The organism is Streptomyces sp. HUAS TT7, assembly GCF_051550175.1.
In the GTDB taxonomy this organism is placed as follows: Bacteria; Actinomycetota; Actinomycetes; order Streptomycetales; family Streptomycetaceae; genus Streptomyces.
The window spans coordinates 5327301-5339139 of record NZ_CP196175.1 but is presented as its reverse complement, the minus strand read 5'-3'; the positions used below and the strand labels follow the sequence as shown (position 1 = coordinate 5339139).

Here is an 11839-nt window from a genome sequence, read left to right as displayed (position 1 = left end):
TACGCGACTTGATCGGGCCGGCGGCGGCGGACCTGCGGCGCACATGCCTCGGCGCCCCTGCCGGTGGCCGGGGCGCCGAGGAAGGCGGTGACTGCTACTTGTTGAACGCGCCGTTGCTGCAGCCCATGCTGGAGCCCATGGAGGTCTGCTGCGAGCCGGCGTTGCCCTCGCCGTTCAGGAGGTTGCCGCCCAGGCCGTTGAGGATGCCGACCTGACCGAGGACGTCGACGTTGCCGTCATGCGACGTGCAGGTGCTGCTCTGCTTGATGTCGAAGAAATCGCCGCCCCGGCCGCCCTTGCCCCCGTCGGCGTGTGCGGCGCCGGCGGTGAGGAGCCCGATGCTGCCGAGGGCAGCGACCAGGACAGCGGCCTTGCGAAGCTTCTGCATGTCATCTCCGATGGAGTGAAGTGGACGCGATCTGTGGCAGATCGACTTCGTGTGGTTACAGAGGTAATACGACCTATCCCCAAAGCACCCGGCGGCGCGCCGAATTCAGGAAATCCCTCACCATCTTGGTCGATTACGCGAAATAACCAGCCCCGTGAGTACCGCGGCTGCACCCGGTCGATTCCCGATGAACTCCCGCGATTCGATGCGCAGTTGCACGGGCGCCACAACGCGTCCCGGCGGTCCGGCCGGTAAGACCTCCACCTCACCCCTGCGGCCCCGGCAGACGCGCGCCGAGCGGCCCGCACAGCCACTTCGACACAAAAGGTCCCGGCACCGAACCAAGGGCTCGGTGCCGGGACCTGTTTTCCTCTTTCGGCCGCTTATGTGACCGGACCCGTGATTAGAAGGCGCTGTTGTTGCAGCCCATGCTCGAGCCGATGTGGGTGTTCTGCGCACCCGGGTTGCCCTCGCCGTTGAGCGCGTTGCCCAGCAGGCCGTTGAGCAGGCCGACCTGGCCGAGGACGTCGAGGTTCAGGTCGTGCGACTTGCAGTTGCTGCTCTGCCCGATCTTGAACTGGTCGCCGCCCTTGCCGCCGTCGTGCGCCTGGGCCGTGCCGGCGGCCAGCATTCCGAGGCTGCCGAGAGCAGCGACCAGAACGGCGGCCTTGCGAAGCTTGTTCATGTCATCTCCGTTGGAGTGAAGTGGATACGATCCGTGGCAGATCGATTCCTTACGGTCACGGAAATTAATACGAAATACCCCCAAACCGCCCGATGACGCGCCGGGTGCCACGAGGTTGTTGTGGAAGCACTCTGAAGTCGTAATGCCTACGAGCGGGTCCTCCGGCGTCATCCACCACCCTCACGTACGGCCTCATCTCGGCGACCGCACGGCGGGCGAAGCGCTAATTGCTGGCGTGGGCGAGGGCGTTCGCCTGCTGGTTGGCCTGGGTGCAGCTGACGCCACGGGTCTCGGCGCCGGCGAGTACGGCGATGGGGAGATTCGCGTTGAGCAGGTTCTGCGGGCTGCACTCCTGGGACGGGCGGAAGAGGTTGTTCTGGTCCACCGGGCCGCCCGGCGCCGGAGCCGTCTGCGGGGAGATCTGGGGGGAGATCAGCGGGTTCAGCTGCGGGTTGATCTGCGGGCTGACCTCAGAGGGCTGCGGCAGGGACATGCCCTGCGGCTGGATGGGCGTGCTGTAACTGCGCGCGACGGCCTGCGAGGACGAGGAGGCGTGGGCGGTGTCCGGCTGCCCGATCGGGGGCGGAGCAGCGCCGTTGTACGCAACGGGAGAGACGGCGGAGCTGGAGCCGACGCCGATGGCGGACAGCCCACCGGCTGCTGCGAAGACGAGCGCGACCTGTTGGAACTTGCGCATGGAACCCTCGGCCCTTCGTTGACCTGTGCGTGAAACGTATGGAATGCGGATGAGCCAGTGCAGCCTTGACTGTTCCCGCTGTCCTGTTGCGGCTGCGATGGGCCATCGTCCTGGCCCTGTGCGGAACGAGATGAGCAGGCGTCCCGTCACGGGATCCGGGGTGCGGTCACCCATTTGCCGAAGGGTGCGAATCATCATCTGAATCGTCAACTCAGGAGGGTCGGCCTCGCACTTGTTCGTGACAGGGGCGAGGCGTCCTCACTCGTCCGTGGTGCTACGAGTGATGGCAAATGGGTGACGGAATTTTGGATCCCGTGACCGGCCCGGAGGAAACATCGTTGCCAGCTGGGAGTAAGGCGGCGACCACGAACCGGTAGAGAGGGACAACGGGATCCGCCGTCGACTCCGGCGTGAAGTCCACAAGGCAGCCCCCATTTCCCCTGTTTGGGCGCAGTGTGAATATCAGACTGAGCGCACGCAAGACTGCACTGAATGCAACGGATTTCCCCTGTACAGGTATTGAAGGGCCGAGGGTTCCATGCGAAAGCTTCACAAGGCCGCGCTCGTAGTAGCAGCGGCCGGCGGTCTGTCCGCCGTCGGCGTCGGCGTCAGCCATGCCGACTCACCCGGGTACGGGTACGGAGGTCCCGGTCCGGCGCCTGGTCCCCAGTACTCGGCACCCGACTACGCGCCCATGCAGTACGGGCCGCCCCCGCAGTACGCGCCGCCGCAGTACCCGCAGTACGGGCCGCCGCCGCAGTACGCGCCGCCGCAGTACCCGCAGTACGGGCCGCCGCCGCAGTACGCGCCGCCGCAGTACCCGCAGTACGGGCCGCCCCCGCAGTACGCGCCGCCGCAGTACCAGCCGCCCCGCCAGGCGCAGGCCACGTCGGTCTCCAGCGCGTCGAGCACGACGCAGTCCTCCAACCAGCAGCCGTACGCCCAGCCGCTGATCGCTCCCCCGGCGGCGCCGCCGCAGGCGGCCGCCTACGCCCAGTCGACGGGTGTCGCGCAGGCCGGGCCGCAGCCGCAGATCATGCCGCAGGCGGCGCCGCAGGTCACTCCGCAGGTCGCCCCCCAGGTCGCCATGCCCCAGGTCTTCAACCCGGAGCCCGCGCCCAAGGTCGCCCCGCAGGTGAACCCGCAGGTGAACCCCACGGTGAACCCGCTCATCAACCCGCTGATCGCGCCGGCCAGCGCCCCGCAGGTACCCGGGCTCGGCCTCGGCCAGCTCGCGGCGCCTCCCGTCGGCCAGCTGGGCCTGCCCCGCCTCGGCTGATCGCCTCTCCGCGAATCTCCACCGCTCAACTCCATCTGTCGCACACCACATCAGCTCGACCAGGAGAAGAAATGCGCAAGATCCAGAAGGTCGCCCTCGTCGGCGTCGCCGTCCTCGGCGGCATCGGCGCCTTCGGCGGCGGCACCGCCTTCGCGCACGGCGAGCAGGACGCGCACGACACGGACATCATGCAGAACTCCGAGTGCCGCTCGCACGACATGAACATCGACGTCCTCGGCAGCGTCGGCGCCCTCAACGCCCTGCTGGGCAACGGGCTCAACGGCGAGGGCGCCCCGGGCGCGCAGCCCGCCCACCTGGGCTCGGACATGGGCTGCAACAGCAAGGTGGGCTGAGCAGCCGCGCTGCACGCCTTCCCGCCAAGTACCCGCCCTCGTCCCGTACTTCGCGGTTCCGCACGAGGGTCACCGGCCTCCGGGCCCGGCATGACTCCCACCCCTGGCGAGCGGATGGCCCGGGGTGGTGTCATCGGGCCCGGAGCTGCCGGGAGATCGAACGACTCCTGCCGCATCGCCGACCGTTGAACCCGGCGCCGCACTCACCGAGTACGGGCGCGGGCTCCCGCTTCCGGCGGACGATGCCGTACGCGCATTTGTCATCACGCCTCACGCAGCGCCGATCACGCGTGCCCTTCGGGGACCACGCAGAAACGATCATGCAGTTGAGCCGACGAGCACCGGACCGGCAGGCCGGCACGGAAGATCTTGGCTGGAAACACCCTCGACAACGCCAAGTAATACGTCTCGGAATTTCATCGACCAGGGACTGTAATCCGATATACAGGAAGGCTCCACCGGCGAATATTCCCCCGAATGTACGACGCCTCGCGCCGCGTGATGCTCGTTAGGCGATCGTGACTTTGAAGGAAAAGAACGCAGAAAAGACCCACCTTCTCCTCTCGCACCCGGAAGACTCCAGTGATCCGGCAGGCCTCATGCACTGCTCGGATCTGCTCGAGGACTTCTTCGCGACCATCAGCCGGATGGAGAGTGAATACCTGCAGGCCGCGACGGCAGGTTGGCCGCCTCAGGGCACCCACTCCGACTGAAACATCCGCACGATCGCTCATGGAGAAGCCGAAGATCGAAAGGATGCAGAATGAGAACCGACTACGACGCGGTAGACCAATACCCCGATTACACCCAGCCCATCGACGTGCAGCACATGTGGCGCACGCCCGATCCCGAGGTCCCGGCGGACAGCTGGGATCCGGACGAAGAGCTGGCCCGCATCCTGCAACCGACGCACAGCGTGGATCCGGCGCCTCCCCCTCTGGACGGCGACCGGCACTCGCACCGCCAGGTCAGCCGGCGGCGGCCCCGGTCAGGGTTTCACGTCCTCGCCGGAAAACGGAGGATCATCGCCGTCTCGATCCTCATCGTAATAATCACCATCTGCGCAGTGACGATACTGACCTGGTCCATCTCCTATTCGTACAATCAGCTGCGCACCATTGCGCTGCTGGGGGCGACGCCGCAGTTGGCACAATGGTGGCCGCTGACGGTGTACGGGCCGTGGCTGTTGGCAGGTCTTTCCATCCTGCGGGCATCCGTTCAGCACCGGACCGCTCGGCGGTCGTGGGCGGTGATGCTGATCTCTTCCGGCACCGCGGTGACTATGTGCATCGGCCAAGCACCGCATTCACTTTTCGCGATGGTAGTCGTCGGAATTCCGCCGATCACCGCCCTGGTCTGTTTCCGTGAACTCGTCGGCCAGTTCTCGCCCCGGCCCGGCCCCCGGCACGCCTTCGACGTCGTGAACGGGCTCAAGAAGAGGCCGTAGCCGTTGCGGCGGACGGCGCGCCGCTCAGCTCTCCGCGTACTTGGCGTCCGCCGCCGGATCCAGAGCGAGCCGGTAGCCGCGTTTCACCACTGTCTGGATGACCCGGGGGGCGCCAAGGGCCGTGCGCAGGCGGGCCATTGCCGTTTCCACCGCGTGTTCGTCCGTGCCCGAGCCGGGCAGCGCGCGCAGCAGTTCGGCGCGGGCCACCACCCAGCCGGGGCGGCGGGCGAGGGCGCGAAGCAGAGCCATGCCGGCCGGGGGGACGGATTTCAGCTCACCGTCCACCAGGACCGCGTGCCCGCGGATCTCGACGCGGCGGCCGGCCAGGGGCAACACCCTTGAGCGGGCCGGGAGTTCGGTGCACAGGAGCTGGACGAGCGGGCCCAGGCGGAAGCGTTCGGGGGCCAGCGTGGTCACGCCGCGAGCCTGGAGCGGCAGCGCGGTGACCGGGCCGACGCAGACGGGCAGTACGTCGTCGTGCAGGGCGAGCAGCAGCTCGGCGAGCATGCCGCGCTCCTCGGCCCGGTTCAGGAGGGAGGCCGCGGCCGGGGCACTGGTGAAGGTGAGCGCGTCCAGGCCGTGCGAGACGGTGGCGTCCAGGAGCCGGTCGAGCGGCGCCAGGTCCTGCGGCGGCAGCCAGCGGTAGACCGGCACCCCGACGACCTCGGCGCCGCCCGCGCGCAGCGCCTCGACGAAGCCCGGCAGCGGTTCGCCGTGCAGCTGGATCGCGATGCGCCGGCCCGCGACGCCCTCGGCGAGCAGCCGGTCGAGCACCTCGGCCATCGACTCGGACGAGGGCGACCACTGTTCGGTGAGGCCCGCGGCCCGTACCGCGCCCTTGACCTTGGGGCCGCGGGCGAGGAGTTCGACGCCCTTGAGGGTCTTCAGGAGCGCGTCCCCTATCCCCCAGCCGTCGGCGGCCTCGACCCAGCCGCGGAACCCGATGGCGGTGGTGGCCACCACCGTGTCGGGCACCTTGGCGATCAACTCCTGGGTGGCGGCCAGGAGTTCGCTGTCGTCGGCGAGCGGCACGATCCGCAGCGCGGGGGCGTGCAGCACGGCGGCCCCGCGGCGGGTGAGCAGCGCCGCGAGCTCGTCGGCCCGGCGGGCGGCGGTGACCCCGACGGTGAAGCCGGCGAGCGGCCCGTGCGGTGCGGCCTCTGCTTCTGCGGACATGACTCTCCAGGTGGTGCGGGGACGTCCGAGCCTGCCAACGGAGCGTGACGCCCGGGGTTCACCGTGGTTTCCCGGGTGTTACGTCACCCCTGCAGAATAAGGATCACACCTCGGCGTAGGCGGGCGCCGGTGCGGCGGAGACGGCGGTCCGGGCAGGCCGGCGGACGTATACCGCCCAGGTCACCGTGAAGCACGCGGCGTAGCAGGCCAGGAAGGCGGCGAAGGCGGCGGTGCCGGTGCCCACCGTCTGGAAGGACTGGCGGAAGGCGAGGTTGATGGCGAGCCCGCCGAGCGCGCCGATGGCCCCGACGAACCCCATGGCGGCCCCCGAGAGCCGCCGCCCGTAGGCCGCCGCGTCCTCGCCGGAAAGCCCCCGGGCGAGCGCCTTGGCCTGGAAGATGCCGGGGATCATCTTGTACGTGGAGCCGTTGCCGAGGCCGCTGAGCACGAACAGGGCGATGAACCCGGTCAGGAAGACGGGCAGCGACTTCTGGACGGAGGCGTACAGGACGACGCCGGTGGCGGCGGCCATCGCGGCGAAGTTCCCGAGGGTGATGCGGGCACCGCCGTACACATCGGCGAGACGGCCGCCGACGGGCCGGATCACGGAGCCGAGCAGCGGCCCGATGAAGGTGAGCGAGGCGGCCTGGAGCGGGGTCCGGCCGAACTGGGTCTGGAGTACGAGGCCGAAGGCGAAGCTGTAGCCGATGAAGGAGCCGAACGTGCCGAGGTACAGGAACGCCATGATCCAGGTGTGCGCGTCGCGCAGCGCCTCTTTGGCGGCGCCCGTGTCGTTGCGTACCGGCGCCAGGTTGTCCATGCCAAGGGCCGCGCACAGCCCGGCGATCACGATCAGCGGGATGTAGACGGCGAGCACGATGCGCGGGTGGGTGGCCCCGGCGGTCCCGATGACGAGCAGCCCGACGAGCTGCACCACCGGTACGCCGATGTTGCCGCCGCCCGCGTTGAGCCCCAGTGCCCAGCCCTTCTTGCGCAGCGGGAAGAAGGCGTTGATGTTGGTCATCGAGGACGCGAAGTTGCCCCCGCCGACCCCGGCGAGGGCCGCGACCAGGAGGAACGTGGTGTAGGTGGTGCCGGGTTCCATGGCGAGCCAGGCGGCGACGGCCGGGACCAGGAGCAGCAGGCAGCTGAAGACGCTCCAGTTGCGGCCGCCGAAGCGGGCGACGGCGAAGGTGTAGGGGATCCGGACGAGGGCGCCGACGAGGGTCGCCACCGAGATCAGGAAGAACTTGCCCGCGGGGTCGACCCCGTAGCCGGGGCCCATGAAGAGCACCATCACCGACCACAGGCTCCAGATGGAGAACCCGATGTGTTCGCAGAGCACGGACAGGAACAGGTTGCGCCGGGCGACGCGCTCGCCGGTCTCCCGCCAGAAGGTGTCGTCCTCCGGGTCCCACCGCTCGATCCAACGGCCAGCCATCATGCCTCCACGGTCGGTTCACTTCACGTGACAGCGACCATAGGGAGGGAGGGTTTCGGCCGCGTGCCGCCGGGTGACCGGGGTGCAACCTTGTCTTCACGGGGTCCGGGCGGCGGCGGTGAGACCGCCGCCGCCCGGGTCCGTCAGGCGGGCCAGAGCCGGGGCCGGCGCTTGGCCGCGACGTCCTCGACCCAGCCGAAGCACAGCACGCACAGGCCGATGAGGACCCAGGTCACGGCGAGTACCGGCCATGAACTGTTGAGGAACTTGCCCGCGCCGGCGAGCGCGTCGATGCTCCACAGGTCGTCCCAGACGGTGGCGGCGACCAGGATGCACAGGTTGTGCCAGAGGTAGACCGTCACGGCCCGCGAGTTGAGCAGGGTGATCAGGCGGTCCCAGCGGCGCAGCGGGGCCGGCCACTGCTCCCACGAGGGGCTGATGTGGAGCAGCAGGAGCACCGCGCCGAGCGACCACAGGGTCTGCGCGAGCGGGATCGAGTCGAGCTCGGTGTTGCCGGTGATCGAGTACCCGCCGCGCACCGCCCACCAGTAGCCAAGGGCCATCACGATGGGGGCGAGCGAGGGGATCAGGAAGTTCGGCAACTTCCGGGTGACGCCCGCCTGGTGGGCCATGCCGAGGATCCAGCAGGCGCCGAAGGTGGCGAAGTCGGTGAGCGCGGAGTCGATGCGCTGGGGAAGGCCGAGGTCCACGAAGTCCACGAGCGCGGCGATGGCGACCGGGGCGAGGACCGTCAGCCAGGGCAGTCGCCGAAGCAGCACCCGGAACAGCGGCGAGAGCAGCACGAACCACAGGTAGGCGCGCAGGTACCAGAGCGGTTCGGCCAGGTTGGCACCCCAGTTGTCGCCCAGTACGTGGTGGATGCCGGGCAGGCCGGCCCCGTACGGCGGGTCGCTGAGCGGGACCACCCAGAACAGCAGGTGCCCCCACCACCAGGCAGGGTGTCCGTCGGAGTCGGGGCCCCAGCCCTGGGCGAGCATGCCGGTGATGCCGACCGCGCCGAGCAGCCACATCGGCGGGAGCAGCCTGCGCAGGCGGCCCCGTACGACCTGGACGGCGGGCCGCTTCAGGGAGCGGGCCATCAGGTTTCCGGCGAGCGCGAACATCACGCCCATGGAGGGGAAGGCGAGCGGCAGCCAGGCCCAGCCCATCAGGTGGTAGAGCACCACCCGGAACAGGGCGAGGGCGCGCAGGAAATCGAAGTACCGGTCGCGCCCGGGCGCCCGGGGCGCCGGGGCGGCGGGGGTGGCCGCCGCTCCCGGAACTTCCGCGTACGAGGTCATCCCGCTGCCTTCCGCTCGGCCGGGTTGCCCGGCGCCTCGACCGCGCCGGTGCGGCGCAGCTTCTGCCAGCGCAGCCGGCCGCCGGTCACCGCGGTGATCCAGGACTGGAGCAGCACGACATACATCAACTGCCGGTACAGGACCTGCTGGAGGGGCAGCGAGAGCAGGTGCGTGAGCTTTTCCTTGTCGAGCCGGAAGGCGTAGGCCGCGCAGATCCCCTGGATCAGCAGCACGACGAGCCAGGCCACGATGGTCTGCTCGGTCTTGCCGAAGACGATTCCGTACAGGAGGAAGATGTCGATCAGCGGGGCCAGCAGCGGGGCCAGCACCATGAACGCGGCGACCAGCGGCAGGCCGAAGCGGCCGAAGCGGCCGGAGGGACCGCGGTCCTTGATGGCGCCGCGGTGCTTCCAGATCGCCTGCATGGTGCCGTACGACCAGCGGTAGCGCTGCGACCACAGCTGCTGGACGGACTCGGGGGCCTCGGTCCAGGCGCGGGCGTTCTCGCTGTAGACCACCTTCCAGCCGTCGCGGTGGATGGCCATGGTGATGTCGGTGTCCTCGGCGAGGGTGTCCTCGCTCATGCCGCCGACCCGCTCCAGGGCCTGGCGGCGGAACGCGCCGACCGCGCCCGGGATGGTGGGCATGATGCCCATCAGGTCGTACATGCGGCGGTCGAGGTTGAAGCCCATCACGTACTCGATGTGCTGCCAGGCGCCGATGAGCGAGTCGCGGTTGCCGACCTTGGCGTTGCCCGCGACGGCGCCGACCCGCAGGTTGCCGAAGGGCTGGACCAGTTCGCGGACGGTGGACGGCTCGAAGACGGTGTCGCCGTCCATCATCACGACGAGCTCGTAACGGGCGTGCGCGATCCCGTTGTTGAGGGCGGCGGGCTTGCCGGCGTTCGCCTGGCGCACCACGCGTACGTTGGGATAGCCCAGCGCCTCGACGATGTCCGCGGTGCCGTCGCTCGAACCGTCGTCGATGACGATCACTTCGATCGGATGATCGCTCGCCATGAGCGAACGAACAGTGTTGGCGATGCATTCGCGTTCGTTGTACGCGGGCACCAGGACCGAGACCGGTTCGGTGACCGGCGGACCCCACTGGAAGTCCTTCTTGCGCACCTTGCGGGCGTGCACGAAGGAGAGGACCAGCATCAGCCCGAAGCGGGCGAAGACCAGCACGCCGACGATGGCGAGGCCCACGACCAGGAAGTCGGTGGTGTGCTCGGCGACCTGGACGGCGCCGACGAAGGCCTCGCCCTTCCACAGGTCCATGCCCTTGACCGGCGTCAGCGCGCTCGGTGCGCCGAGGGCGGTGGTGAGGTTGACGAAGCTGTAGCCCGACTCCTGCATGTCCGGCAGGAACTTGTCGAGCGCGGCCACGGTCTGCGAGCGGTCGCCGCCGAAGTCGTGCATCAGGACGATGGCGCCCTTGTCGTCCTCCGGGGTGGCGTTGTGGATGATCTTGTTCACCCCCGGCCGCTGCCAGTCCTCGCTGTCGGTGGAGTCGAGTGCCACGATGTAGCCGCGGCTGCCGACGTACTGGACGACCGGCCAGGTGTCGTTGTCCATGGCGTCGGCGAACGAGGAGTACGGCGGCCGGAACAGCGAGCTGTGCACGCCCGCGGCGCCCGCGAGCGCGAGCTGGTTCTCGGACAGCTCCCGGTCGATGCGCGACTTCGACTGGTAGGACAGGTCGGGGTGGTTGAAGGTGTGCAGGCCCACCTCATGGCCCTCGGCGACCATCCGCTGGATGAGGTCCGGGTAGCGCGAGGCGTTGGTTCCGGTCACGAAGAAGACGGCGTGCGCGTGGTACTTCTTCAGCTCGTCCAGGACCTTCGGCGTCCAGGTGGGGTCCGGGCCGTCGTCGAAGGTGATGACGATCTTGTGGTCCGGTATCCGCAGGCTGACCGGCTTGCCGGGGGTGCGCGCGTCGATGACCGGCCCGCCGTCGATGATCTTCTCGGGCACCTTGTCGGTGGGCGCGGGGTCGCGTACGCGGTGGTCCGCCTGGATCTCGCTGTGCACATAGCCGCGCAGCATCAGCATCGCGACGAGCGCGACGAGCAGGAGCAGCGGCAGCAGATAGCGCATGGGCAGCCGCTTGCGCCGCGTTGGCCGCGGCTTGGCCTTGGTGGTTCTCATGGCAGGTGTCGTTACGCCTTCGGGCCGGTACGACGTTGGGGGCGCCGTACGGGGTTGGTGCTCAGGGCCGACATCCCGGGCCACTGCGGGCGGGCCGGGACGGCGGTGCTCAGGCGCCGGTCTTGCCGGCGGAGGGGGAGGCCGCCCGCGCGACCGGCTTGTGCGAGGCGCTGGGACGCGGGGAGACCTTGGTGTTCACCGGGCTGTGCCCCGTGACGGGCGTGGCGCTGTGCGAGGACTTGGAGGCCTTGGGCGAGGGCGCCTTGGAGGCGCTGTGTACGGGGACCACGGCCTTCTTCGAGGGCGACGTCTTCGGCTGCGGGGCCTGCGAGGCGGTCGCCTTGGGCGGCGCCGTCACGGCGTCGGCCTTGTCGGGGAGGTTGAGACCCGGGGCGCGGGCGCTGCCGCCGAGCAGCGAGCCGACGAGCGCCACGGCGAAGCCGGTGGCGGCGAGCCCGAAGAGCCAGCCGAGCCAGCGCAGCTTCTTGCCGCGCTTTCCGCTGGCGTCGACGAACACGGCCTGCTCGGCCGAGGCTGCCCGCAGCGGCTTGAAGATCGGGACCTTCTGGGTCGTGGACCGCGAAACGGGCTCAGGGTCGGGCCTGACCGCCTGCGGCTCGGGCTTGGTGAACCGCGGCGTGGGCACGGTCGCCTGCGGCTCGGCCCCGGCCACCCGCGGATCGGCCATCGCCAGCCGCGGATCGGGCTTGGCGGCCTGCGGCTCGGGCTTGGTCAGACGCCGTGTGGGCGTGCTCAACTCCTGTGCGAACACGCCGAGTTGCATCGCGCCGTCGCGTGGCGGTTGTTGATCCGCCGGGTGGCCGGGCCGGGGCTGTCCGCCCGGCCCGTCGGTTATCCGACTGTCCATTTTCGTACGCACTCCCTGAAATGTTTTTCGCGGGTTGCGCGCACGACTCCCGGG

The 11839-nt window shown here is 69.4% G+C and carries 12 protein-coding genes; 4 read left to right on the top strand and 8 right to left on the bottom strand.

Translation table 11 applies throughout. The features are described from left to right. Positions 1-94: 94 nt before the first annotated feature. The 3 genes from ACSHXC_RS24085 to ACSHXC_RS24075 all read right to left on the bottom strand — a co-directional run bounded on the left by ACSHXC_RS24085 (position 95) and on the right by ACSHXC_RS24075 (position 1770). Positions 95-388, bottom strand: a complete 294-nt coding sequence (locus tag ACSHXC_RS24085) for a hypothetical protein (RefSeq protein WP_438293596.1) — start codon at positions 386-388, stop codon at positions 95-97. Between the two features lie 403 nt (positions 389-791). Continuing rightward, positions 792-1073, bottom strand: coding sequence for a hypothetical protein (locus tag ACSHXC_RS24080; RefSeq protein WP_053727213.1), 282 nt, complete (start codon positions 1071-1073; stop codon positions 792-794). A gap of 223 nt (positions 1074-1296) precedes the next feature. Then, complete coding sequence (locus ACSHXC_RS24075; protein WP_438293595.1) at positions 1297-1770, bottom strand: hypothetical protein; 474 nt, start codon at positions 1768-1770, stop codon at positions 1297-1299. 538 nt (positions 1771-2308) lie between these two features. On the opposite strand from ACSHXC_RS24075, the gene ACSHXC_RS24070 reads away from it, so the two are divergent. From ACSHXC_RS24070 to ACSHXC_RS24055, 4 genes are all read left to right on the top strand, one after another. Then, complete coding sequence (locus ACSHXC_RS24070) at positions 2309-3049, top strand: hypothetical protein (protein ID WP_438293594.1); 741 nt, start codon at positions 2309-2311, stop codon at positions 3047-3049. A gap of 71 nt (positions 3050-3120) precedes the next feature. After that, entirely contained in the window at positions 3121-3402 is a 282-nt protein-coding gene (locus tag ACSHXC_RS24065) for a hypothetical protein (RefSeq protein ID WP_438293593.1), read from the top strand. Between the two features lie 518 nt (positions 3403-3920). Then, positions 3921-4115: a hypothetical protein gene (locus tag ACSHXC_RS24060; protein WP_438293592.1), complete on the top strand. Its 195-nt coding sequence runs from the start codon at positions 3921-3923 to the stop codon at positions 4113-4115. A gap of 50 nt (positions 4116-4165) precedes the next feature. After that, entirely contained in the window at positions 4166-4849 is a 684-nt protein-coding gene (locus ACSHXC_RS24055; RefSeq protein ID WP_438293591.1) for a DUF2637 domain-containing protein, read from the top strand. A gap of 24 nt (positions 4850-4873) precedes the next feature. Here the strand turns inward: ACSHXC_RS24055 and ACSHXC_RS24050 are convergent, their stop codons facing one another. The 5 genes from ACSHXC_RS24050 to ACSHXC_RS24030 form a co-directional block, all read right to left on the bottom strand. Continuing rightward, positions 4874-6025 carry a uroporphyrinogen-III synthase gene (locus ACSHXC_RS24050; RefSeq protein WP_438293590.1) on the bottom strand — a complete coding sequence of 384 codons (1152 nt, stop codon included), beginning with the start codon at positions 6023-6025 and terminating at the stop codon, positions 4874-4876. A 103-nt stretch (positions 6026-6128) separates the two neighbouring features. Further along, positions 6129-7466 (bottom strand): nitrate/nitrite transporter, encoded by a 1338-nt coding sequence (locus ACSHXC_RS24045; protein ID WP_438296785.1) that lies wholly within the window; start codon positions 7464-7466, stop codon positions 6129-6131. 143 nt (positions 7467-7609) lie between these two features. Then, complete coding sequence (locus ACSHXC_RS24040; protein WP_438293589.1) at positions 7610-8767, bottom strand: acyltransferase family protein; 1158 nt, start codon at positions 8765-8767, stop codon at positions 7610-7612. Beyond that, on the bottom strand, positions 8764-10866 hold the full coding sequence (locus tag ACSHXC_RS24035; protein WP_438296783.1) for a bifunctional polysaccharide deacetylase/glycosyltransferase family 2 protein: 2103 nt from the start codon (positions 10864-10866) through the stop codon (positions 8764-8766). Before ACSHXC_RS24035 ends, ACSHXC_RS24040 begins: the two co-directional genes overlap by 4 nt. A 160-nt stretch (positions 10867-11026) precedes the next feature. Further along, entirely contained in the window at positions 11027-11785 is a 759-nt protein-coding gene (locus ACSHXC_RS24030) for a hypothetical protein (RefSeq protein ID WP_438293588.1), read from the bottom strand. Positions 11786-11839 lie beyond the last annotated feature (54 nt).

What these genes read in the sequence shown, in the direction of transcription:
- ACSHXC_RS24085 (WP_438293596.1), bottom strand. Translation starts at nt 388, where the DNA reads ATGCAGAAGCTTCGCAAGGCCGCTGTCCTGGTCGCTGCCCTCGGCAGC.
- ACSHXC_RS24080 (WP_053727213.1), bottom strand. Translation starts at nt 1,073, where the DNA reads ATGAACAAGCTTCGCAAGGCCGCCGTTCTGGTCGCTGCTCTCGGCAGC.
- ACSHXC_RS24075 (WP_438293595.1), bottom strand. Translation starts at nt 1,770, where the DNA reads ATGCGCAAGTTCCAACAGGTCGCGCTCGTCTTCGCAGCAGCCGGTGGG.
- ACSHXC_RS24070 (WP_438293594.1), top strand. Translation starts at nt 2,309, where the DNA reads ATGCGAAAGCTTCACAAGGCCGCGCTCGTAGTAGCAGCGGCCGGCGGT.
- ACSHXC_RS24065 (WP_438293593.1), top strand. Translation starts at nt 3,121, where the DNA reads ATGCGCAAGATCCAGAAGGTCGCCCTCGTCGGCGTCGCCGTCCTCGGC.
- ACSHXC_RS24055 (WP_438293591.1), top strand. Translation starts at nt 4,166, where the DNA reads ATGAGAACCGACTACGACGCGGTAGACCAATACCCCGATTACACCCAG.
- ACSHXC_RS24050 (WP_438293590.1), bottom strand. Translation starts at nt 6,025, where the DNA reads ATGTCCGCAGAAGCAGAGGCCGCACCGCACGGGCCGCTCGCCGGCTTC.
- ACSHXC_RS24045 (WP_438296785.1), bottom strand. Translation starts at nt 7,466, where the DNA reads ATGGCTGGCCGTTGGATCGAGCGGTGGGACCCGGAGGACGACACCTTC.
- ACSHXC_RS24040 (WP_438293589.1), bottom strand. Translation starts at nt 8,767, where the DNA reads ATGACCTCGTACGCGGAAGTTCCGGGAGCGGCGGCCACCCCCGCCGCC.
- ACSHXC_RS24035 (WP_438296783.1), bottom strand. Translation starts at nt 10,866, where the DNA reads ATGCGCTATCTGCTGCCGCTGCTCCTGCTCGTCGCGCTCGTCGCGATG.
- ACSHXC_RS24030 (WP_438293588.1), bottom strand. Translation starts at nt 11,785, where the DNA reads ATGGACAGTCGGATAACCGACGGGCCGGGCGGACAGCCCCGGCCCGGC.